General features: G+C 44.1%; 19 protein-coding genes. 9 read left to right on the top strand and 10 right to left on the bottom strand.

Annotation, left to right across the window (positions count from 1 at the left end; translation table 11 throughout):
* The first annotated feature begins 35 nt into the window (after positions 1–35).
* Entirely contained in the window at positions 36–1,025 is a 990-nt protein-coding gene (hemH, locus tag ACRRS1_RS12540; protein ID WP_432467691.1) for a ferrochelatase, read from the top strand.
* 26 nt (positions 1,026–1,051) lie between these two features.
* Here hemH and ACRRS1_RS12535 read toward each other — a convergent pair whose 3' ends face one another.
* Entirely contained in the window at positions 1,052–1,432 is a 381-nt protein-coding gene (locus ACRRS1_RS12535; RefSeq protein WP_432452843.1) for a DUF2750 domain-containing protein, read from the bottom strand.
* Between the two features lie 257 nt (positions 1,433–1,689).
* Here ACRRS1_RS12535 and ACRRS1_RS12530 point away from each other — a divergent pair, with 257 nt between their 5' ends.
* Positions 1,690–3,279: an ABC-F family ATPase gene (locus tag ACRRS1_RS12530; RefSeq protein ID WP_432452844.1), complete on the top strand. Its 1,590-nt coding sequence runs from the start codon at positions 1,690–1,692 to the stop codon at positions 3,277–3,279.
* A 111-nt stretch (positions 3,280–3,390) separates the two neighbouring features.
* Here ACRRS1_RS12530 and purB read toward each other — a convergent pair whose 3' ends face one another.
* The 4 genes from purB to ACRRS1_RS12510 all read right to left on the bottom strand — a co-directional run bounded on the left by purB (position 3,391) and on the right by ACRRS1_RS12510 (position 7,220).
* On the bottom strand, positions 3,391–4,758 hold the full coding sequence (purB, locus tag ACRRS1_RS12525) for an adenylosuccinate lyase (protein ID WP_432452846.1): 1,368 nt from the start codon (positions 4,756–4,758) through the stop codon (positions 3,391–3,393).
* Between the two features lie 18 nt (positions 4,759–4,776).
* Complete coding sequence (hflD, locus tag ACRRS1_RS12520) at positions 4,777–5,403, bottom strand: high frequency lysogenization protein HflD (protein ID WP_432452848.1); 627 nt, start codon at positions 5,401–5,403, stop codon at positions 4,777–4,779.
* Positions 5,404–5,408: 5 nt separating this feature from the next.
* Entirely contained in the window at positions 5,409–6,512 is a 1,104-nt protein-coding gene (mnmA, locus tag ACRRS1_RS12515) for a tRNA 2-thiouridine(34) synthase MnmA (RefSeq protein ID WP_432467692.1), read from the bottom strand.
* A 75-nt stretch (positions 6,513–6,587) separates the two neighbouring features.
* The gene (locus tag ACRRS1_RS12510; RefSeq protein WP_432452851.1) at positions 6,588–7,220 is read right to left on the bottom strand and encodes a pseudouridine synthase; all 633 of its coding nucleotides are present in this window, start codon (positions 7,218–7,220) and stop codon (positions 6,588–6,590) included.
* Between the two features lie 209 nt (positions 7,221–7,429).
* Between ACRRS1_RS12510 and ACRRS1_RS12505 the strand changes: the two genes are divergently transcribed.
* Positions 7,430–9,652 carry an NADP-dependent isocitrate dehydrogenase gene (locus tag ACRRS1_RS12505; protein WP_432452853.1) on the top strand — a complete coding sequence of 741 codons (2,223 nt, stop codon included), beginning with the start codon at positions 7,430–7,432 and terminating at the stop codon, positions 9,650–9,652.
* Between the two features lie 147 nt (positions 9,653–9,799).
* Here ACRRS1_RS12505 and cspD read toward each other — a convergent pair whose 3' ends face one another.
* The gene (gene cspD / locus ACRRS1_RS12500) at positions 9,800–10,015 is read right to left on the bottom strand and encodes a cold shock domain-containing protein CspD (RefSeq protein WP_432452855.1); all 216 of its coding nucleotides are present in this window, start codon (positions 10,013–10,015) and stop codon (positions 9,800–9,802) included.
* 194 nt (positions 10,016–10,209) lie between these two features.
* Here cspD and clpS point away from each other — a divergent pair, with 194 nt between their 5' ends.
* Positions 10,210–10,527: an ATP-dependent Clp protease adapter ClpS gene (clpS, locus tag ACRRS1_RS12495; protein ID WP_432452856.1), complete on the top strand. Its 318-nt coding sequence runs from the start codon at positions 10,210–10,212 to the stop codon at positions 10,525–10,527.
* Between the two features lie 35 nt (positions 10,528–10,562).
* Positions 10,563–12,812 carry an ATP-dependent Clp protease ATP-binding subunit ClpA gene (clpA, locus tag ACRRS1_RS12490; RefSeq protein ID WP_432459521.1) on the top strand — a complete coding sequence of 750 codons (2,250 nt, stop codon included), beginning with the start codon at positions 10,563–10,565 and terminating at the stop codon, positions 12,810–12,812.
* Positions 12,813–12,889: 77 nt separating this feature from the next.
* Here the strand turns inward: clpA and infA are convergent, their stop codons facing one another.
* The 4 genes from infA to trxB form a co-directional block, all read right to left on the bottom strand.
* Positions 12,890–13,108 (bottom strand): translation initiation factor IF-1, encoded by a 219-nt coding sequence (infA, locus tag ACRRS1_RS12485; protein WP_016401030.1) that lies wholly within the window; start codon positions 13,106–13,108, stop codon positions 12,890–12,892.
* An 83-nt stretch (positions 13,109–13,191) separates the two neighbouring features.
* Complete coding sequence (locus ACRRS1_RS12480) at positions 13,192–13,875, bottom strand: arginyltransferase (RefSeq protein ID WP_432467693.1); 684 nt, start codon at positions 13,873–13,875, stop codon at positions 13,192–13,194.
* Complete coding sequence (aat, locus tag ACRRS1_RS12475) at positions 13,860–14,564, bottom strand: leucyl/phenylalanyl-tRNA--protein transferase (RefSeq protein WP_432463333.1); 705 nt, start codon at positions 14,562–14,564, stop codon at positions 13,860–13,862. Before aat ends, ACRRS1_RS12480 begins: the two co-directional genes overlap by 16 nt.
* Positions 14,565–14,688: 124 nt before the next feature.
* Positions 14,689–15,645 (bottom strand): thioredoxin-disulfide reductase, encoded by a 957-nt coding sequence (gene trxB, locus ACRRS1_RS12470; RefSeq protein WP_432467694.1) that lies wholly within the window; start codon positions 15,643–15,645, stop codon positions 14,689–14,691.
* Between the two features lie 418 nt (positions 15,646–16,063).
* Between trxB and lrp the strand changes: the two genes are divergently transcribed.
* The 4 genes from lrp to ACRRS1_RS12450 all read left to right on the top strand — a co-directional run bounded on the left by lrp (position 16,064) and on the right by ACRRS1_RS12450 (position 21,279).
* A complete protein-coding gene (gene lrp, locus ACRRS1_RS12465) occupies positions 16,064–16,552 on the top strand; it encodes a leucine-responsive transcriptional regulator Lrp (RefSeq protein ID WP_432452861.1) in 489 nt (162 codons plus the stop codon).
* Positions 16,553–16,843: 291 nt separating this feature from the next.
* Complete coding sequence (locus ACRRS1_RS12460) at positions 16,844–19,345, top strand: DNA translocase FtsK (protein ID WP_432452862.1); 2,502 nt, start codon at positions 16,844–16,846, stop codon at positions 19,343–19,345.
* Positions 19,346–19,357: 12 nt separating this feature from the next.
* Complete coding sequence (lolA, locus tag ACRRS1_RS12455) at positions 19,358–19,963, top strand: outer membrane lipoprotein chaperone LolA (protein ID WP_432452863.1); 606 nt, start codon at positions 19,358–19,360, stop codon at positions 19,961–19,963.
* Complete coding sequence (locus ACRRS1_RS12450) at positions 19,963–21,279, top strand: replication-associated recombination protein A (protein ID WP_432463331.1); 1,317 nt, start codon at positions 19,963–19,965, stop codon at positions 21,277–21,279. Before lolA ends, ACRRS1_RS12450 begins: the two co-directional genes overlap by 1 nt.
* Positions 21,280–21,506: the final 227 nt, after the last annotated feature.

Here is a 21,506-nt window from a genome sequence, read left to right as displayed (position 1 = left end):
ATACACTGAGTGCTGATGACTAGAGGAATAGCTTAATGGCGCAAGTAGATAAAGAATTAAAATGTGCGGTTATTTTGGTGAATTTGGGGACTCCAGAGCAGCCAACAGCGCGAGCAGTGCGAAAATTTCTGGCGCGCTTTTTAGCCGATAAACGAGTCGTTAACTTACCCAAATTATTATGGTTACCCTTACTTTATGGCGTTATTTTACCGCTTCGCTCACGACGAGTCGCTAAGTTATACCAACAAATCTGGCTGAAAAATGGTTCACCTTTACAGGTTATTAGTGAGCAAATTCAACAAAAAGTAGCGGCTAAACTGAATGCAGAGTATGAGGTGTACTTGGCAATGAGTTATAGCGAACCTTACATTGAACAAGTGGTACACGATGTTGTCGCATCTGGTCACCAAAAGGTATTGTTATTACCGATGTATCCACAATATTCAGTATCCACTACCGCGTCTGTCAATGATGCCTATCATCGTGCCTTGGCCAATAGCTATAATCTGCCGGAACTTCGAACCGTTAAAGACTATTATGCTGAACCTGCCTATATTCAAGCGTTAGCAAACTCTATTCTGCAGCATTGGGAGGTTAGCGAGAGAGCGGAGGTATTGTTATTTTCATTTCACGGGATCCCAGAACGATACGCGCGTAATGGTGACCCATATCCTAAACAATGTGAAGACACTGCGGCTAAGGTTGCCGCTGCGCTCGGTTTAAAACAGCACCAGTGGCGTTTATGTTACCAATCGCGTTTTGGTAAAGATCCTTGGATCCAACCCTATACAGACCAGTTACTGCGTCAATTGGCAGCGCAGGGCGTAACCTCGGTGGATGTGATTTCTCCAGCGTTTGCCGCTGACTGTTTAGAAACCATTGAAGAAGTATCCTGCGAGTTGCGAGATGAGTTTCTCGATGCTGGTGGCAAGCAGTATCAATATATTCCAGCTTTAAATGATAGCCCTGAGCATGTAGCGATGTTTTGTGAATTAATCAAGAAACACACACAAGGCTGGCCGTGAATTGATTCAAGGGCTGCAGCTAACAATTAGCGGGCATTGTGTAAGGCCTGGTCAAACTCATCGGGCGATAGGATAAGGCCTTCTTCGAGATCGTTGGGAAATATCGCGATATACAATTCGTCGCTGCTGAGGCCTTCGGTCCAGCGGCTTCGCCATTTATTTAAAGAAATGGCCTCGGCAGTACAATGCTCCCATTCGCCTGTGGCCCAGGCCTCGGCAAATTCTTTGTTCGGCCATACCGGAACGCAGTCTTCCTCATCTGAGTTCAGCATCACACAACCATCTTGGTCGATTAAGATCCACAGTTGATTATGGTTTTTCACTTGTTTCAGTAAATATTGATAACGGCGCTCGCTGTCATATTGTTGAATCGTGGCAAGTTGAGATGAGTCGATAGTTGCAGACATGGTGGTTGTCCTAAATGTTCGAGTAATAACTTAGCATAATGGAAATTGCTTAAGCCGTCATATAAAGCCGAGTTTTAGTCATTTGTTCGCTTAAAACAACAGCAATTATCCCGCTCACAACGGAAGTTTTTGTGAGCCGTGTCGTTATATGTGCAGTGTTTGAACAAATTGTGGCATAATACGCGACCAAACTTTTAGCACTCTTGTTACGCAGTGTAATTGGCTCGGCGTAACCTAACTAAGCGGAATTTTTTACATTGCTTACTTCTTCTAATGTCACCATGCAATTTGGCGCTAAGCCTTTGTTTGAAAATGTTTCAGTTAAATTTGGCGAAGGCAATCGCTACGGTCTTATCGGCGCCAATGGCTGCGGTAAATCTACCTTTATGAAGATCTTGGGGGGAGATTTAGAGCCGAGTTCGGGAAATGTCTCTAAAGATCCCAATGAGCGGATCGGAAAACTGAAACAAGATCAGTTTGCCTATGAAGAATGCGCAGTGATCGACACTGTGATTATGGGCTATGAAGAGCTATGGTCGGTGAAATCGGAGCGTGATGCGATTTATGCCAATCCTGATATGACTGAAGAAGATGGTATACGAGCCGCCGAATTAGAAGCCGAATTTGCTGAAATGGACGGTTATACCGCAGAGGCTCGCGCTGGAGAATTGTTGCTCGGTGTTGGTATCCCAATCGAACAGCACTACGGGCCAATGAGTGAGGTAGCTCCCGGATGGAAATTGCGGGTATTGCTGGCTCAAGTTCTATTTGGCGACCCGGATATCATGCTACTCGACGAACCAACCAACAACTTGGATATTAATACGATTCGTTGGTTGGAAGGTGTGCTCAACGAGCGTAACTGTACCATGATTATCATCTCGCACGACCGCCACTTTTTGAATAGTGTCTGTACTCATATGGCCGATTTAGATTACGGTGAATTACGGACTTTCCCAGGCTCGTACGATGAATACATGACTGCAGCCACTCAGGCTCGCGATCAAATGTTATCTGATAATGCCAAGAAGAAAGCACAAATTGCCGAGCTTAAAACGTTTGTGAGCCGTTTCTCTGCCAATGCGTCCAAATCTAAGCAAGCGACTTCTCGTGCTAAGCAAATAGATAAAATTCAGTTAGCTGAAGTGAAACCATCTAGCCGTCAAAACCCATATATTCGCTTTGAAGAAGAGAAAAAGTTGCATCGCTTGGCTTTACAGGTTGAAGGTTTAGAGAAATCTTACGAGCAAAATTTGTTTAAAGATTTAAACCTGATGGTTGAGGTTGGTGAACGCATAGCCGTTATTGGCCAGAATGGTATTGGTAAAACGACTTTGCTTAAGTGTTTAGTGGGTGATACTGACTTTGACGGTGATATAAAGTGGTCTGAAAATGCCCAGCTTGGTTATTATGCTCAGGATCATTCTGCTGATTTTGAAAACGATAAAACTTTACTTGATTGGATGTGGCAATGGGGTAAAGAAGGGGATGATGAGCAAGTGATCCGTGGTACTTTAGGACGCTTATTATTTTCGCAAAATGATATTCATAAATCGGTGAAGGTGATTTCCGGTGGGGAACAAGGCCGAATGTTATTTGGTAAAATGATTTTACAAAAACCAAATATCTTGGTGATGGACGAGCCGACTAACCACTTGGATATGGAATCCATTGAGTCATTAAACTTGGCCTTGGAAAATTATCCGGGGACGTTGATTTTTGTAAGTCATGACCGAGAGTTTGTCTCAAGCCTTGCGACTCGCGTGATTGAAATGAAACCCGAGGGGATTGTTGACTTCCACGGTACTTATGAAGAGTACTTAAACAGCCAAGGTTTAAATGTTTAAGTCCAATAGCTAAGTGAAAAAAAGCAGCCTAGGCTGCTTTTTTGTATCTGTATGAGAGCTGGCGAAAAACTGAACCTTATTGTTGTTTTTCGCCAACGCTGGTTGTGCGACTTATAATTGGTCGACTAATTTTACTGCTTCGCCAATGTAGTTGGCAGGGGTGAGCTTTTTCAATTCATCTTTAGCGGCTTCTGGCATCTCTAAACCATCGATGAACACGCGCATCGCTTCTGCGTCAACTCGCTTACCGCGGGTCAATTCTTTGAGCTTCTCGTAAGGTTTTTCAATGCCGTAGCGACGCATTACCGTTTGTACTGGTTCGGCTAATACTTCCCAGTTATGGTCTAGATCACTGAGTAGGTTAGCTTCGTTAATTTGCAACTTACTCACGCCTTTAAGGGTCGCTTGGTAAGCAATTAACGAGTAAGCCATTGCTACTCCAAGGTTACGTAAAACCGTTGAGTCGGTGAGGTCACGCTGCCAGCGTGAAACTGGTAGTTTGGCCGCTAAATGACCAAATAAAGCGTTCGCAATGCCTAGGTTACCTTCTGAGTTTTCAAAATCTATCGGATTCACTTTGTGTGGCATGGTAGACGAGCCAATTTCACCGGCAATGGTTTTTTGCTTGAAATGGCCAAGACAAATGTAACCCCAGATATCGCGGTCGAAATCTAACAAGATGGTGTTGAAACGGGCAATTGCATCATAAAGTTCGGCGATGTAATCATGAGGTTCAATTTGAGTGGTGTAGGGGTTCCACTGGATCCCCAAACTGGTGACAAACTCTTCCGAAAATTGATGCCAGTCGACTTCTGGGTAGGCCGATACGTGCGCGTTGTAGTTACCCACCGCGCCGTTGATTTTCCCCAAAATCTCGACAGCTTCGATCTGCTTTAACTGGCGACGTAAACGCGCTACCACGTTAGCCATTTCTTTACCCATGGTGGAAGGCGACGCGGGTTGGCCGTGAGTGCGTGATAGTAAAGGCGTATCGCGTAGTTCCTTGGCTAGGGAAGTAATGGCATCAATTAGCTGTTGTAAATAGGGGACGAGGACCTCGCGGCGCGCTTCACTGAGCATCAGCGCGTGAGATAAGTTATTAATGTCTTCTGAAGTACAAGCAAAGTGAATGAATTCAGAAACCGCATTTAGCTCCGTATTCGCTGCCACTTTTTCTTTTAAAAAGTACTCAACGGCTTTCACATCATGATTAGTGGTGCGTTCGATTTCTTTTACGCGAGCAGCATCAGCTTCACTAAAATTGTCGTTTATTTGCTCTAAAAACGCGATAGCTTGTTGAGAAAAAGCAGGTACTTCAGCAATATTCTGCTGCGCCGCTAGCTTTTGTAGCCAGCGAATTTCTACTCGTACTCGGTATTTTACTAAGCCAAATTCGCTGAAAATACTGCGCAGTTCAAGAGTTTTGTCCCCGTAGCGTCCATCTATCGGGGAAATGGCTGTCAAGGTAGACAGTTCCATGGTGATCTCCTAAATTAACTAATCAATGGTGTTTAAAAGTTGTGTGGTTTGCTGTAAATATTTTTTTCGTGAAAATATAAGTTGGCGACGTTGACCGCCCAGTTGACGCCATAATACACAAGCGCGAATGCCTGCCAGTAATAAAGCGCGAACTTTGTGTTGTACAACTGGCTGTTGCAGGTAACTAACGTTCCCTGCGACTTGGATCCGCGGACCTAAGGGGCTAATAATATCGCTATAAATATCAGCAATGCCGCCCAATACCTGTTGCTCAAGCAAGCTAAAATGTTGTAGTTGGCGATCAAGTTGACTGATCCGCTCTCCCATCATATGCATTAGGTCAGGACGCTTTTGCAGACGTCGTTCTAGAGCGAGCATACTCACGAGATAGCGAGTGATCTCAGAGTTACGTTGTTGTTGTGAGCTATTCAATTGGGCATTCATCACGCTTAAGCCCAGCTTAATTTGGCTTAGGTCGCCGAAGACTTCAATTGTTTGTTGAGGATCGGTCACCAAAATGCTTTTTAAACTGGTACTTAAGTCGGCTTCTTCGCAGCTACTGGTGCGCGCCACATCTTGAACTAACTTGGCGGCTTGGCAAATTCCAGCAAAGGCAATCACTCGGTTAGATAGTTGACTACTCATGGTTGTTATAGGCCAATTTTATGTTCAATAATCGCTCCGCCTAAACAGACCTCATCGAGATAGAAGACCGCCGATTGTCCGGGCGTCACAGCAATTTGCGGTTCATCAAACCACACTTCTATTTCATCGTCACTGATCGGTTTGAGGGTGCAGGGCACATCTATTTGTCGATAGCGAATTTTAACGCTGCAGCGAAGCTCTTCGGTGAGAGGCAGACGATCGACCCAGTGTATTTGCCCGGCAATTAAGGCTTTGGATTTAAGGCGTGGGTGGTCATGACCTTGTCCAACGATCAAGACATTACGTTCAATGTCTTTATCAACGGTGTACCAAGGATTCTCATCACCATCTTTAGTGCCACCAATGCCTAAGCCTTTTCGTTGGCCTAAGGTGTGATACATCAAGCCCTGATGGGTGCCAATGACTTTACCTTCACAGGTTTCAATGTCTCCCGGTTGAGCGGGCAAGTATTGCGATAGAAAATCAGTAAATTTACGTTCACCGATAAAGCAGATCCCGGTTGAATCTTTTTTGCTGGCTGTGATTAAACCTTGTTGTTCGGCAATGCGTCGTACTTCAGGTTTTTCTATCTCACCAACCGGAAATAGTGTTTGGGCAATGTGCTTTTCTTCTAGGGTATACAAAAAATAGCTTTGATCTTTATTGCTGTCTAAGCCTCTTAACATTTGCCAATGTCCATCTTGAAAGCGTCGCTGTACATAATGGCCGGTGGCGATGTAATCGGCGGCCAATTCTTCGGCGGCAAATTCCAGAAAGGCTTTAAACTTAATTTCCTTGTTACACATGATATCAGGGTTGGGGGTTCGGCCAGCCTTGTACTCTTCGAGAAAATGTTCAAATACATTGTCCCAATATTCCGCGGCAAAATTAATCGTGTGAAGTTTAATGCCTAATCTGTCGCAGACTGCTTGAGCGTCGGCTAAATCTTCTGCCGCCGCGCAATACTCACTGTTGTCGTCTTCTTCCCAATTTTTCATAAACAAGCCTTCAACTTGGTAGCCTTGTTCAAGCAGCAAGTAGGCTGAAACGGAAGAGTCGACACCGCCGGACATACCGACAATCACTTTTTTAGTGTTGTTTGAATTCATGTTAAATCTTTGGGAAAAATTTGCGGCAAATTCTACCAGAAATTCTGTGATGAAAACAGCATTTCGCCAGTCTAGCTAAGCTATTTGCTCATCAATTAGCTGCTGGTATTCGCCGTTATTTATTCCTGCCAAGGTATAGCGACCAATTTGATAGCGAATCAAGCGTAAAGTTGGAAAACCGATTGCTGCGGTCATTCTCCGAACCTGCCGATTACGGCCTTCTTGAATCGTCATGCTTAACCATGTCGTCGGAATCGTTAAGCGTTTTCTTACCGGTGGATTACGTGGCCATAAATCTGGCTCGTTAATGAGCTTGACCTTGGCCGGTCGACAGGCCCCATCTTTTAGATGGATACCTTTCCTTAGTCTATCTAAGTCCTTCTCAGAGGGGGAGCCTTCTACCTGTACCCAATAGGTTTTATTGGTTTTATTTTTGGGATCTGCCAACTGGTGCTGCAGTTTGCCATCGTTGGTGAGTAGCAATAAGCCTTCACTGTCTCTATCTAAGCGACCCGCAGCGTAAATATCGGGGATGTCAATATAGTCTTTTAAAGTGGGTCGGCCTTGCCCATCGGTAAATTGGCTTAATACATCAAAGGGTTTGTTAAATAGCACTAAACGGCGCGGCCCGTTTAAGGTTTTTGTTGATTTTGAGTCAACCTTTCGTTTGAAACGGCGTGGCTTAGACGCGGGATTGGTATTTTTCATAGGGCAATTGTAACAGCTATTGGAACGACCACTAGCAAAACAATGTTAATGCGTTTGTAAATGGTTTATTATTTTTTCCGAATTATCGGCCGGTTAGCCCACAGCTGCGAGATTATCGTATGTTGTTGGTCACTGTTAACTAGCGCGCGGACTAGAGCGATTAACCAGTGATAGCCGCGGTGAAAGCAACCACAACTTTAGGGATCGACATGACGTCAAAGATTATTTATACCTTAACGGACGAAGCGCCAGCCTTAGCCACTTACTCACTATTACCTATAGTACAAGCGTTTACCAACGCCGCTGGTGTGCTCGTTGAAACTCGTGATATTTCTTTAGCTGCTCGTATTATTGCTAGCTTCCCAGAGTGCTTAACTGAACAACAACAGACTTCTGATGCCTTGGCTGAATTAGGCGAGTTGGCGAACCAACCAGAAGCCAATATCATTAAATTGCCCAATATTAGTGCTTCGCTCCCGCAGTTAAAAGCGGCGATAAAAGAGCTTCAGGCGCAAGGTTACGATTTGCCCGATTACCCTGAAGAGCCAAGCAATGAGCAGCAACTAACTGCTAAAGCTAAATACGACAAAGTGAAAGGCAGTGCGGTTAATCCAGTATTACGTGAAGGGAACTCTGACCGCAGAGCACCGGGCTCGGTGAAACAATACGCACGTAACAACCCGCATTCGATGGGCGCGTGGGCAAAAGACTCCTTAAGCCATGTGGCGAGCATGAGCCAAGGGGATTTCTATGGTAGCGAAGTGTCTACCACCATTAAGCAAGCCGGTTCGGTGTCTATTCAATTGAAAACAGATGCGGGTGAAGCGCTTGTTTTGAAAGATGCTTTTCCGGTACTCGAGGGTGAAGTGATTGATGCCGCCGCGCTCAATGTTGCCGAACTCGCTTCTTTCATTGAAGCTGAAATTGAAGATGCTAAAGCGAAAGGCGTACTGTTTTCATTGCATATGAAAGCCACCATGATGAAGGTTTCTGATCCAATTATTTTTGGTCACGTGGTGAAAGTATTCTTTAAAGACGTATTTGCTAAATATGGTGAATTATTTGACGAGTTGGGCGTCGATGTTAGTAATGGGTTAGGCGACGTTTACGCAAAAATCAAAAACTTAGATAGTACTCAACAGGCCGAGATAGAAGCGGCTATCGCTGCGGTGTACGCACAGCGTCCTAGCTTAGCGATGGTTGACTCGGATAAGGGGATTACCAACCTTCATGTACCAAGTGATGTGATTATTGATGCGTCGATGCCAGCCATGATCCGCGCTTCTGGTCAAATGTGGAATAGCGAAGGTCAGCAGCAAGATACTAAAGCAGTTATTCCTGATCGTTGTTATGCCGGTATTTATCAGCAAACTATCGATTTTTGTAAACAACATGGTGCATTCAATCCGACCACCATGGGCTCGGTTGCTAACGTGGGCTTGATGGCACAAAAAGCTGAAGAATATGGCTCGCACGATAAGACTTTCGTGGTTCCTGCTAGCGGTAAGGTTGAGGTGGTCAGCGATGATGGGACAGTCTTGCTGAGCCAAGTGGTCAATCAAGGTGATATCTTCAGAATGTGTCAGGTGAAAGATGCGCCCATTCGTGATTGGGTGAAACTGGCGGTTAATCGTGCTCGTTTAACCAATACGCCGGCAATTTTCTGGTTAGATAGTGCTCGTGCTCACGATGCTCAACTGATTGCCAAGGTTGAAACCTACCTAACTGAGCATGATGTGAGTGGTTTGGATATTCAAATCATGTCTCCTGATGAAGCAACCTTGTATTCATTAGAACGAGTGAAGCAGGGCTTAGATACTATTTCGGTGACTGGTAATGTGTTGCGTGATTACTTAACGGATTTGTTCCCGATCCTTGAATTAGGTACTTCTGCCAAAATGTTGTCAATCGTGCCCTTAATGAATGGTGGCGGATTATTTGAAACTGGGGCTGGTGGTTCGGCACCGAAGCATGTGCAACAGTTTACCAAAGAAAATCACCTACGTTGGGATTCTCTGGGTGAGTTTCTTGCTCTGTCGGCGTCACTGGAGCATTTAGGCCAAGTGAGTGACAATGCTAAGGCGAGCGTATTGGCGAGTACCTTAGACAAGGCCACCGGTATCTTCTTGGATAAAAATAAATCACCATCACGTAAGGTGAAAGAGTTAGATAACCGAGGCAGTCATTTCTATCTGAGTTTATATTGGGCTCAATGTTTAGCTGAACAAGATACCGATCCTTCGCTAAAGGCTACGTTCTCAGAACTTGCCGATAAGTTGACTATCAATGAATCTGTGATTATTGGACAGTTAAACTCAGTACAAGGATCAGGTGTAGACCTTGATGGTTATTACTTACCAGATACTGACAAAGCATCTGCCGCGATGCGTCCAAGTCTTAGCTTCAATGCGATCATCGATGATCTTCGCTAAACGTTGATTTAACACAGTATATATAAAGGCCTGCATCGGTTGTTGGCCTTTTTTGTGAGATCAGCAAATAATCATATATTTGTTAGCGCAAAATAAAATGCCAGTCTAGATGACTGGCATTTGTTTTTTTCTTGGCTTGGCGCGGTTTTAGTTTTGACTCTCATCGAATACGATGCTTACCGCGTGACTACCCTTTGGTCCCTGTTGTGTTTCAAATTGAACGGGTTGACCAGCTTTTAGCGTGCGGTAACCTTCCATTTGAATTGTCGAATAGTGGGCAAAGATATCTTCACCGCCTGTATCCGGGCAAATAAAACCAAATCCTTTTGCGTTGTTAAACCATTTAACTGTTCCGCTTGGCATACGACATTTCCCTATAAAATTTACCTACCAGACTCACTTGATTGGTCAATTGCGACACTTTTTCAAGTCAGCTGTGTAACAATCTAGTAAAATATTTACTACAGTCAAGTTTTCAATGAGTTTTTCTACTAGCGTTGTTAACTCAAAGCAGTTATGTTGAAAACAGAGACGCATTTTTAAGACTATAGTTTCATATGACCAAATTATCTGACTGGCTGGATGTTGAAGAAATAACCAAAGAAGCCAAAAGTGTTACCGAACCACCACCAATGTATAAGGTGGTTTTGAATAATGATGACTATACTCCAATGGAGTTTGTTATCGAAGTGTTGCAGTTGTATTTTAATATGGATTTAGACCAAGCAACTCAAGTGATGTTAACCATTCATTATAAAGGAAAAGGAGTTTGTGGGATTTTTACGGCAGAAGTAGCTGAAACCAAAGCTGCCCAAGTAAATCGTTATGCAAAGCAAAATGACCATCCTCTGATGTGTTCCATGGAGAAAGCATAGCTAAGTAGTATTGATTGTCTGTAGGGGGCCTATGCATGCTAAACAAAGAGTTGGAACAAACTTTAAATCAAGCATTTAAAGAAGCAAGACAACAACAACATGAATTTATGACCGTTGAACATCTGTTGTTGGGTTTATTAGAAAATGCCTCAGCAAAAGAAGCTTTAGTGGCTTGTGGCGCTAATCTTAACCAATTGACTCAAGAATTGAGTAGCTTTATTGAACAAACAACGCCTGTTATTTCAGAAGATGATAGTGAGCGTGAAACTCAGCCTACTTTAGGATTTCAACGTGTTTTACAGCGTGCTGTTTTTCATGTGCAATCTTCTGGGAATAGTGAAGTTAGTGGTGCTAATGTTTTGGTCGCTATTTTTAGTGAGCAAGAGAGTCAGGCGGTTTATTTTCTGAAAAAAGCTGATATTAGCCGACTTGATGTGGTTAATTATATCTCTCACGGGATCCGTAAAGAAGATGAATCTGATGCAGAGCAGGGAGCTGTTGAGAGTGACCTTCAATCGGAGGAAAGCAAACAGCTAGAAAATTTTGCCAGCAACCTCAATCAGTTGGTGCTAAAAGGTAAAATTGATCCACTGATTGGTCGTGATCAGGAGTTATCTCGAACTATTCAAGTGTTATGTCGTCGTCGTAAAAATAACCCGCTGTTAGTGGGGGAAGCTGGCGTGGGTAAAACAGCAATCGCCGAAGGCTTGGCTTATCGAATTGTACATGAAGATGTGCCTGATGTTATTAAAGATGCCACCATTTATTCTTTAGATATCGGTTCTTTATTGGCAGGAACTAAATATCGGGGGGATTTCGAAAAACGCTTTAAGTCCTTATTGAAGCAACTCGAGAACGCCGAGAATGCGATTTTGTTCATTGATGAAATTCATACCATTATTGGCGCTGGAGCTGCATCTGGTGGGCAGTTGGACGCAGCTAATCTGATTAAGCCATTGCTTAGTAATGGTTTGTTACGTTGTGTGGGTTCTACAACGTACCAAGAATATAATCAGATTTTTGAAAAAGATCGCGCCTTAGCGCGACGTTTCCAGAAAATAGATGTGGTTGAACCTACCGTTGAGGATACAACCAAAATCTTGATGGGCTTGAAAAGTCGTTATGAAGCGCATCATGAGGTTCGTTATACCAAGCAAGCGATGCGTAGCGCGGCAGAATTAGCGGCTAAGTACATTAATGAGCGTCACTTACCCGATAAAGCAATTGATGTTATCGACGAGGCTGGCGCGAGTATGCGTATGTTGCCGGTGAGTAAACGTAAAAAAACCATTGGTGCCGGTGATATTGAGGCCATTGTGGCCAAAATCGCTCGGATCCCTGAGGCGAAAGTTTCTTCATCCGATCGAGAAGTACTCCGAAATTTAAACGAAACCTTGAAGATGGTGGTATTTGGTCAAAACCCTGCGATTGATGTATTGGTCGATGCAATTCGCCTTAATCGCTCCGGTTTAGGGGCAGAGCAAAAACCAGTTGGCTCATTCTTATTTGCCGGGCCGACTGGGGTTGGTAAAACCGAAGTTACTCAGCAGTTAGCAAAGGCTCTTGGGGTTGAATTAATTCGTTTTGATATGTCCGAATATATGGAGCGGCATGCGGTATCCCGATTGATTGGTGCGCCTCCTGGTTATGTCGGCTTTGATCAAGGTGGTTTATTAACTGACGCAGTATTTAAACATCCTCACTGTGTGATCTTGTTGGATGAAATCGAAAAGGCGCATGAAGATGTGTTTAATTTGCTATTGCAAGTCATGGATCACGGTACTTTAACCGACAATAACGGGCGTCATGCTGATTTCCGCAATGTTATCTTGGTTATGACCAGTAACGCAGGTGTTAAAGAAACCCATCGCTCAAGTATTGGTTTTAAAGAACAAGATCTTAGCTTCGATGCCATGGCCGAAATTAATCGGATATTTGCGCCTGAGTTTAGAAACCGCTTAGATAATATCATTTGGTTTAATCACTTGGATGAACAAATTATTGAACAGGTTGTCGATAAGTTTATTGTTGAACTACAAGCGCAGTTAGACGCGAATGGTGTCTCAATGGAGGTGAATACAGAAGCTCGTTTGTGGTTGGCGGAGCAGGGCTACGATAAATCAATGGGCGCTCGACCAATGGCAAGAGTGATTCGCGAACAGCTACGCAAACCCTTGGCAAATGAGATCTTATTTGGACGTCTTAATCATGGAGGGCATGTTGATATTGCCATGAAAGATGGCCAATTAGATTTTCAATATGAAGATGTGGTTGCAGAGGTATAGTCTGAATGAGTTGAAGGCAAAAAAGCCAGCTAAATGCTGGCTTTTTTAATAATTACTTGCTCTGAGTAATTAGCGGTTTAGCGCGCGCGGAAAACAATGCGCCCTTTTGACAAGTCGTACGGTGTTAATTGAACCGTAACTTTATCCCCGGTAAGAATGCGGATGTAGTTCTTACGCATTTTGCCAGAAATATGGGCAGTAACAACATGTCCGTTTTCTAGTTCTACACGGAACATTGTGTTAGGCAAGGTGTCTAACACTGTGCCTTGCATTTCAATATTGTCTTCTTTCGCCATTGAGTCCTCTGTTTGACACGCACTTATAAAAACGCTGGGAGAATGCCAGATTTAGCGCCTTGTGTAAAGTTTATCCTCCAAAACTATTGCCATTTATCATTAATAAAGCGTTGATGCGGGGTATAATTTTGTTTGTAGCTCATTTTTCTGCAATCATCCACTTGGTATCCAAGGTAAAGCCATCTGCGTTTTTGTTGTTTTGCTTGCTCAATTTGTTTTAATACAGCCAAAGAGCCGAGCGATAAGCTCGCCAGCTCGGGTTCGAAAAACGTGTAAACGGCACTCAAACCATTAGTGAAAACATCGGTTACACATAATGCAAGCAATCTGTCGCCTTGATATAGACGTAAGTATTGGGTGTCTGCCCAATCACAGCTTAAAAATTGATGGAATGCGGCTTCGCTGGTGGGGTACATGCTACCGTCACGATGGCGCGCTTCGATGTAACGCTCAAATAAGCAGTAATCAAGATTACTTAAATGTTTACTCCATACCAGCTGAAGATCTTTGGTTTTGCTCAGGACGCGTTTTTGGGAGCGTGATGGTATAAAGGCATTCACATCGACCCTTAGGGACTGACAGGCCTGGCAGCCGCTGCAATGGGGTCGATACAGCTCTTGCCCGCTACGCCTAAAACCTAATTCAATGAGCTGTGGGTAATAGGCTTGCTTTTCTGGTTTAGAACAAAGCGCAAAACATAGCTGTTCTTGTTGTTCAGCTAAATAGGGGCAGGGCGTTACTTGGCTTAGACCTAAGGGTAATTGCATTGCTTTAGTTCCTGCGGGTACCAGCACTGTGAACTGATTTGGTCCAATTTTGCTAGGTTGAGCTTGGTTATAAATTGTGCCCGCGGTAGGTTTTGCATTCCGAGGCTAAGTAAATGGGAATTTTCAACCTGTCCATCAATATAACTGCCGCCCCAATATTTAAAATGGTAGCAAAATAAATGAAAGGCCAGCTTGGAGGCGTTACTCTCTAGATGAAACATTGATTCGCCGCAAAACATACTGCCGACAGCGATGCCATATAAACCACCCACCAAATGTTGTTGATGCCACACTTCAACCGAGTGAGCATGTCCTAATTGATGAAGTTTAAGATAAGCCTCTATCATGTTGGGGTTTATCCATGTTTCATTGGCGCGTAGCGCTGCACAGTTGCGAATCACCGCTTCAAAACTGGTGTTGATTGTGACTCGTAAGGGGGTTTTACGGATGAATTTTCGCATACTTTTATTGATGGTATGCATTGATAAATTTAGGCCAATTCGCGGGTCTGGACTCCACCATAACACGGGTTGGTCCTCATTAAACCAAGGGAAAATACCATGGTGATAGGCCGAAATTAATCGTGTTGGGTTTAGATCCGCACCGATAGCTAACAAGCCATTGGGATCATCTAAAGCAAGGTTAACTGCGGGAAAGGGGCTATCGGTGTCAAGTAATATGGCCTGCACAAGTTTCTTTTTATCTGAAGTGATTTGTGGTTGATTATCAAGAAACTTGATTTAAAAGGCAAAATGAAAAAGCCGATAAGATTATCGGCTTTAAATTTAAGGTGTCGCGAGAATAAACTAGTGCTTAGTCGTGTAAGCTATCTAAGTAACGCTCAGCATCTAAGGCCGCCATACAGCCTGCGCCTGCAGAGGTAATCGCTTGACGATAGACGTGGTCAGCGACATCACCAGCCGCAAAAATTCCCGGAATGCTGGTTTGAGTGGCATTTCCTTCGGTGCCAGACTGAATTTTGAGATAACCGTCTTTCATTGCCAATTGACCCTCAAAAATGCCTGTATTGGGTTGATGGCCAATGGCGATGAAGGCGCCCATGACTTCGATGTCTTGGGTACTGCCATCTTGAACTTGCTTGGTACGAACATGAGTCACGCCCATCTCGTCACCCAATACTTCATCTAGGGTTTGATTGAGGTGTAACACAATGTTGCCATTGTTTACTTTATCCATTAAACGCTTGGTGAGGATTTTTTCACTACGAAATTCTTCACGGCGATGAATAAGATGCACTTCAGAGGCAATATTCGCTAGATAGAGTGCCTCTTCAACAGCCGTGTTTCCCCCCCCCACTACAGCGACCTTTTGATTACGATAGAAAAAGCCATCACAAGTGGCACAAGCAGACACGCCTTTACCTTTAAAGGCTTCTTCGGAGGGAAGGCCAAGGTATTTGGCAGAAGCCCCTGTGGCGATGATGAGCGAGTCACAAGTGTATTGTTGATTGTCGCCTTTCAATTTATAAGGCTTTGTTTGAAAATCCACTTGATTGATATGGTCAAAAATAATTTCCGTATCAAATTTTTCTGCATGCGCTTGCATCCGTTCCATCAACACTGGTCCGGTCAAACCTTCTGCATCTCCAGGCCAGTTTTCAACTTCGGTGGTGGTTGTCAGTTGACCGCCTTGTTGGATCCCAGTAATAAGCACCGGATTGAGATTGGCTCTCGCTGCATATACGGCAGCGGTGTAACCGGCTGGGCCGGAGCCAAGAATAATTAGTTGGTGGTGATTCGCATTACTCATGGTGGTTATCATTCCTTATAGTTCTTGCTTAAAATATGAGGGTGTAAATCTCAATATCAAGCGCTAATTACGTAAAATATGCTGTTGGACGCAAAGCTATATTTTCATGGATGCAGCATAATCGGCTTATATAATTCCAGCAAATAATAAAACTTTATATGGATATGCGTATTTATCTAGCTATTAATTCGGCTTTTTACTTGATAGTCGGTGAATTTTGTGGAATAAATAATGCTCGGGCGTAAAACAAAAGTTTAAAAAAGTCTGTTCACTTGGGTTTTAGCTCCGTATCTTGGTTGTAATGACTTATTTATGTGGGAATGGATAAACACATAACATATGCAATGACTGCCAGTTTTAATGCATAAACAGTCAGGTATAACTTAGATATTTAGGGACAATAAACGTATTACCACTAATGGAAGCAAAAGGTCGACCAATGAAGGAACTGGATCGTATTGATCGCAACATACTTAATGAGTTGCAAAAAGATGGCCGCATATCAAATGTGGAATTGTCGAAACGTGTAGGATTAAGCCCTACGCCTTGTTTAGAAAGAGTTCGACGTTTAGAGCGTCAAGGTTATATTTGCGGTTATACAGCAATTCTGAATCCACAATACTTAGACGCCTCGCTGCTAGTGTTTGTTGAAATCACCTTGAATCGTGGCGCTCCGGATGTGTTTGAACAGTTTAACCATGCGGTACAACAACTTGAAGAAATCCAAGAGTGTCATTTGGTCTCAGGCGATTTCGATTATCTATTGAAAACACGTGTAGCTGACATGTCCGCTTATCGTAAGTTGTTAGGTGAAACCTTATTGCGTTTACCTGGTGTTAACGACACCCGTACCTATGTTGTGATGGAAGAAGTGAAGCAAAGCAATCGATTAGTCATTAAAAACTAAGCGAGCGGTTTCCCCCTCCAATTCATTTTTGGTAAAGTAAAACAAGCGGCTTAGCCGCTTGTTTTGTTTTTTAGTCAAAGATAAATTTTAATTGGATTTATTTATATCCTTCAGGATAAGCCGATGGTCAACAAAATGGTTCGCGAAACCAATAAGGATAAGGCTGAGATGGAAGTGAGCGGAGAGTTCAATTGTCCGATGTTTAAAGCCGTGATTATCGATTTTTAACTGTTAAAATGATTCGAGTATTATTTAAGTTGGTATTAGCTCAAGGGAACGCTTGTGACAGATATGACAGACAATAGATTGTCTGGTTTTGCCCGAATTGCCGAAGTAGGCGCAATTGCTATGGGGGCGCTAGGAGTATACCTAATGGTCGCCTTGTTAAGCTTTGACCCAAGTGATCCAAGTTGGTCGCAAACGGCTATTCAACAAAGCATTGCCAATGCCGCGGGAAGCTCCGGTGCATGGTTTGCTGACTTACTGCTGTTTAGTTTTGGATTCATTGCCTATAGCGTACCTTTGGTTTGTGGCTTTTTAGCATGGGCGCTATTCTGGCGGCCCTGTCCGATAGCCCAAGTTGATTTTTTTACTTTAGGCTTACGCCTTATTGGTTTCATTTTCACTTTCGCCAGCTTAACGACCTTAGCGAGCATTCATATTGACGATTTTTATTATTTTTCATCAGGAGGCTTAGTGGGAGATATTTTCACTCAGTTAATGATCCCGACCTTCGGTTTATTGGGTACTAGCATTATTTTATTGGCCGTATTTGCGGGTAGTATTACCTTGTTTACAGGTGTTTCATGGGTTCAGTTTGTTGAGTTGTTGGGTGAGGGCTTAGGCTCAGTGTTTACCAATCTGATTCATTTACCGAAACGAATTAGCGGTCGCAAACAATCACGGCTTGCCGCGGATGAATCGACCAATGAGACTTATCAAGCGCCTTTGCGTAAACCAGAGCTAGAAGAAGCTGCTATTAACCCTCTCGATGACAGTGAAACTGCCCAGCAAGAGAGCTTTGAAGAGCCATTGGACACCGTCACCGAGGGATCTTTACACGCTGTTGAGCCACATTTTAATCTTGATGATGATTTCGAGGAGCAATTGAGCCAAGCTAAAGCAGAAGTGGAGTTTGCTTATGAAGCTGAAGCCGTTGACCCTCCGAGTGTTATCCTGGATCAGAGCCCCCCAGAGCCGATGCCAGAAATTCCTTTTACTGAATCAAGTCAGCCAATGACCAATCAACCTTCCACGGCTGCTGAGGTGGTTAAGTCTAAACCCGCTCAGCCTCGTTTAAGCCCATTGCCTGATATGAACTTGTTAGATAGGCCCGACAAGAAACAGAATCCAATTTCCGCAGAAGAATTAGATCAAGTATCGCGGCTGGTGGAAGCTAAACTGCTGGATTTCAATATTCAAGCAAGCGTTGTGGCTGTGCATCCAGGACCGGTGATTACCCGTTTCGAGTTGGATTTGGCGCCGGGGGTTAAGGTGAGTAAAATCACCAACTTGTCTAAAGACTTAGCCCGAGCCTTGTCGGCCATTAGCGTACGAGTCGTGGAGGTGATTCCCGGCAAGTCGGTGATTGGTTTGGAGCTCCCCAATCGTTATCGAGAAATTGTTTATTTGAGTGAAGTGGTTGATAGCAGCGTATTCCATCAATCTAAATCTCCGTTAACGATGGTACTAGGCAAGGATATTGCGGGCCAACCAGTGGTGGTTGATTTGGCTAAGATGCCGCACCTGTTAGTTGCGGGAACCACTGGTTCTGGTAAATCGGTTGGGGTTAACGTGATGATCGTTAGCTTGTTGTATAAGTCGACACCAGACGATGTTCGTTTGATTATGATCGATCCTAAAATGCTGGAGTTGTCGGTCTATGAAGGGATCCCGCATCTGCTCTCAGAAGTTGTGACAGATATGAAAGAAGCGGCCAATGCACTGCGTTGGTGTGTTGGAGAAATGGAACGCCGTTATAAGCTGATGTCGGCTATGGGCGTACGTAATCTTAAGGGTTTCAACCAGAAAGTTGTTGATGCCATCAATTCAGGAAACCCGATCATTGATCCGTTGTGGAAACCTGGTGATAGTATGGACGAAACGGCGCCCTTATTAGAAAAGCTGCCGCATATCGTGGTCGTGATTGATGAATTTGCCGACATGATGATGATTGTTGGTAAAAAAGTAGAAGAACTGATTGCTCGAATTGCCCAAAAAGCGCGGGCGGCGGGTATCCATTTAATATTAGCGACTCAACGTCCTTCGGTGGATGTGATTACTGGTCTAATTAAAGCGAATATCCCAACACGAATGGCTTTTCAAGTTTCGAGTCGTATTGATTCTCGAACCATTCTTGACCAACAGGGAGCAGAAACGTTACTCGGGATGGGCGATATGCTCTATCTACCAGCAGGTACTGGAGTCCCTACGCGTGTGCATGGTGCGTTTGTCGATGACCATGAAGTACATGCGGTGGTTTCCGCTTGGAAGGCGCGTGGTGAACCAAACTACATCGATGAAATTTTGAATGGTGAAGCTGGACCGGATGCAATGCTCCCCGGGGAAGTCGCTGATTCAGATGAAGAGCTTGATACCTTGTTTGATCAAGCGGTGATGCATGTGACAGAAACGCGCAGAGGCTCGGTGTCGGGCGTACAACGTAAATTTAAGATAGGTTATAACCGTGCAGCGCGGATCGTTGAACAAATGGAAGTGCAGGGTATTGTCAGTGCGCCTGGACACAATGGTAATCGTGAAGTACTTGCGCCCCCACCGGTAAGAATTGATTAAGAAGAATTATTTATGAAAAAACTGGGTACAGTGATTGTGGCGTTGTGTTTATCCTCTGTTGCATTGGCGAATGATGCGGCAACCGAATTGAAGCAACATTTGTCGACGTTAAGTAGTTTCCAAGCCGAGTTTAAGCAAACGGTGCTGGATGCTGATGGTAGTCAAATTCATCAAGCCGAAGGCAAGCTTAGTTTAGCGCGTCCTGCCAAATTAAATTGGCAACAGGTTGCCCCAGAACAAGACATGATTGTTTCTGATGGTACGACCATTTGGTATTACAGTCCATTCGTTGAGCAAGTGACAATTATGAGTGCTGGTGAAGCGATCCGTCAGTCACCATTCATTTTGTTGGCCGATGACCGTAACGAGAGTTGGCAGCAATACCAAGTTGAAAAGGTTGATCAGGGTTACTTGGTAAAATCTAAACGCGATCCTCTACAAGCAGCATTTTGGGTGAAGCTCAATGCTGATAATAGTATTGCTCGCTTTGATCTTATTGAAAGTACTGGCCAGCGAAGTGAGTTTAGCCTGCAAGCCTTTAAGGCGAACCCTAAGTTGAGTGACCGTTTGTTTCACTTCGACATTCCCAGCAATACTATGATTGATGACCAACGTTAATGAGTTTTGAGTTAAACTTCGACGCCGATTTTAGACCTTTGGCGGCGCGGATGCGCCCTACTGAGCTGGCTCATTATGTGGGTCAAAAGCATATTTTGGCTAAAGAGCAGCCGCTGTATAAAGCGATAGCTTCAGGTCAGCTACACTCGATGATCTTGTGGGGGCCACCTGGCACAGGAAAAACCACTATCGCTGAGTTGGCCGCATATTATGCGGATGCAGAAGTTGAAAAAATCTCGGCTGTAACTGGCGGTATCAAAGAGGTGAGAGCGGCTATAGAGCGCGCGCAGCAAAATCAGCAAGTGAGCCGACGGACGATCTTATTTGTTGATGAAGTGCATCGCTTTAACAAAAGTCAACAAGATGCGTTTTTACCTTATGTAGAAAATGGGACGGTAATTTTTATTGGTGCGACTACCGAAAATCCTTCCTTTGAACTGAACAATGCCTTGTTGTCTCGGGCTAAAACCTACGTGCTACGGTCTTTAGATAGTTCGGCGATTTTGCAGCTACTGGAACGCGCGATTCGTGATGATGAAATTTTAAAACAGCAGAATTTGCAGTTTGAATCAGGGGTGTTAGAAGCGCTAGCAGAGTTAGTCAGTGGTGATGCTCGTCGAGCTTTAAACTTGCTGGAAATGATGGCTGAATTAGCGGAAGTTAGTAGTAGCGGTAAACAGCTTTGTTTTGATTTGTTAAAGCAGGTGGCTGGCGAACGTTATAGCCATATCGATAAGGGAGGAGACAAATATTACGATTTATTGTCTGCCTTGCATAAATCTATTCGGGGCTCATCTCCCGATGCAGCCTTATTTTGGTATTGTCGAATTTTAGAAGCCAGTGGGGATCCTTTAGCGGTGGCGAGACGCTGTTTGGCGATTGCCTCTGAAGACATTGGTAATGCGGATCCTAGGGCCATGCAAATCGCAGTGAGTGCTTGGGATTGTTATACTCGGGTTGGGGCCGCTGAAGGCGAGCGGGCGATTGCTCAAGCCGTTGTTTATTTGGCATGTGCCGCTAAAAGTAATGCCGTATACACGGCATTTAAAGCCGCAAGAGCGGCGGCGAAAGAGTACGGTGATACCGAGGTGCCTGTGCACCTGCGAAATGCTCCGACCCAGCTAATGGCTGAGTTAGGCTATGGTGCGGAATATCGTTATGCACATGATGAGCCCAATGCTTATGCCGCCGGACAACAATATTTACCTGACGCGCTTACGGGGATGCAATTTTACCACCCACAAAGTCGTGGGTTAGAGCAAAAGATTGCAGAGAAATTGGCTTATCTAAAACAGCTCGATCAGCAAGCAGAATAGGCTGAGAGTTTAGCGGTGATGATGTCGTTTAAACGGGGGCCTCAGGATCGCTGAATCGTGGCTTTCAGGCTTTAGTTTATTTGTCGTCTGGCTAGCAAGGCTGATTATTCCTAGTTCAGCTTATTTACGGCATTTTTTTGTTAAAACAAGTAGAAAGCCCGATTGTGTCTGCTATGAGTTGCTTTATAATGGCGACTTATAAATTTTATTGAAGCAGCGTAAATGTG

This window comes from Agarivorans sp. Z349TD_8 (genome assembly GCF_050870825.2).
Classification (GTDB): Bacteria; Pseudomonadota; Gammaproteobacteria; order Enterobacterales; family Celerinatantimonadaceae; genus Agarivorans.
Note: the sequence above shows the minus strand (reverse complement) of the source record. Positions and strands in the feature narration are given on the sequence as shown.

Excerpts from the sequence above, each read along its gene's own strand:
- ACRRS1_RS12450 (WP_432463331.1), top strand. The coding sequence starts at position 19,963 with ATGAGTTTTGAGTTAAACTTCGACGCCGATTTTAGACCTTTGGCGGCG.
- lolA (WP_432452863.1), top strand. The coding sequence starts at position 19,358 with ATGAAAAAACTGGGTACAGTGATTGTGGCGTTGTGTTTATCCTCTGTT.
- ACRRS1_RS12460 (WP_432452862.1), top strand. The coding sequence starts at position 16,844 with ATGACAGACAATAGATTGTCTGGTTTTGCCCGAATTGCCGAAGTAGGC.
- ACRRS1_RS12505 (WP_432452853.1), top strand. The coding sequence starts at position 7,430 with ATGACGTCAAAGATTATTTATACCTTAACGGACGAAGCGCCAGCCTTA.
- cspD (WP_432452855.1), bottom strand. The coding sequence starts at position 10,015 with ATGCCAAGCGGAACAGTTAAATGGTTTAACAACGCAAAAGGATTTGGT.
- clpS (WP_432452856.1), top strand. The coding sequence starts at position 10,210 with ATGACCAAATTATCTGACTGGCTGGATGTTGAAGAAATAACCAAAGAA.
- infA (WP_016401030.1), bottom strand. The coding sequence starts at position 13,108 with ATGGCGAAAGAAGACAATATTGAAATGCAAGGCACAGTGTTAGACACC.
- lrp (WP_432452861.1), top strand. The coding sequence starts at position 16,064 with ATGGAAGCAAAAGGTCGACCAATGAAGGAACTGGATCGTATTGATCGC.
- ACRRS1_RS12510 (WP_432452851.1), bottom strand. The coding sequence starts at position 7,220 with ATGAAAAATACCAATCCCGCGTCTAAGCCACGCCGTTTCAAACGAAAG.
- ACRRS1_RS12480 (WP_432467693.1), bottom strand. The coding sequence starts at position 13,875 with ATGCAATTACCCTTAGGTCTAAGCCAAGTAACGCCCTGCCCCTATTTA.
- hemH (WP_432467691.1), top strand. The coding sequence starts at position 36 with ATGGCGCAAGTAGATAAAGAATTAAAATGTGCGGTTATTTTGGTGAAT.
- hflD (WP_432452848.1), bottom strand. The coding sequence starts at position 5,403 with ATGAGTAGTCAACTATCTAACCGAGTGATTGCCTTTGCTGGAATTTGC.
- trxB (WP_432467694.1), bottom strand. The coding sequence starts at position 15,645 with ATGAGTAATGCGAATCACCACCAACTAATTATTCTTGGCTCCGGCCCA.
- purB (WP_432452846.1), bottom strand. The coding sequence starts at position 4,758 with ATGGAACTGTCTACCTTGACAGCCATTTCCCCGATAGATGGACGCTAC.
- mnmA (WP_432467692.1), bottom strand. The coding sequence starts at position 6,512 with ATGAATTCAAACAACACTAAAAAAGTGATTGTCGGTATGTCCGGCGGT.
- ACRRS1_RS12535 (WP_432452843.1), bottom strand. The coding sequence starts at position 1,432 with ATGTCTGCAACTATCGACTCATCTCAACTTGCCACGATTCAACAATAT.
- clpA (WP_432459521.1), top strand. The coding sequence starts at position 10,563 with ATGCTAAACAAAGAGTTGGAACAAACTTTAAATCAAGCATTTAAAGAA.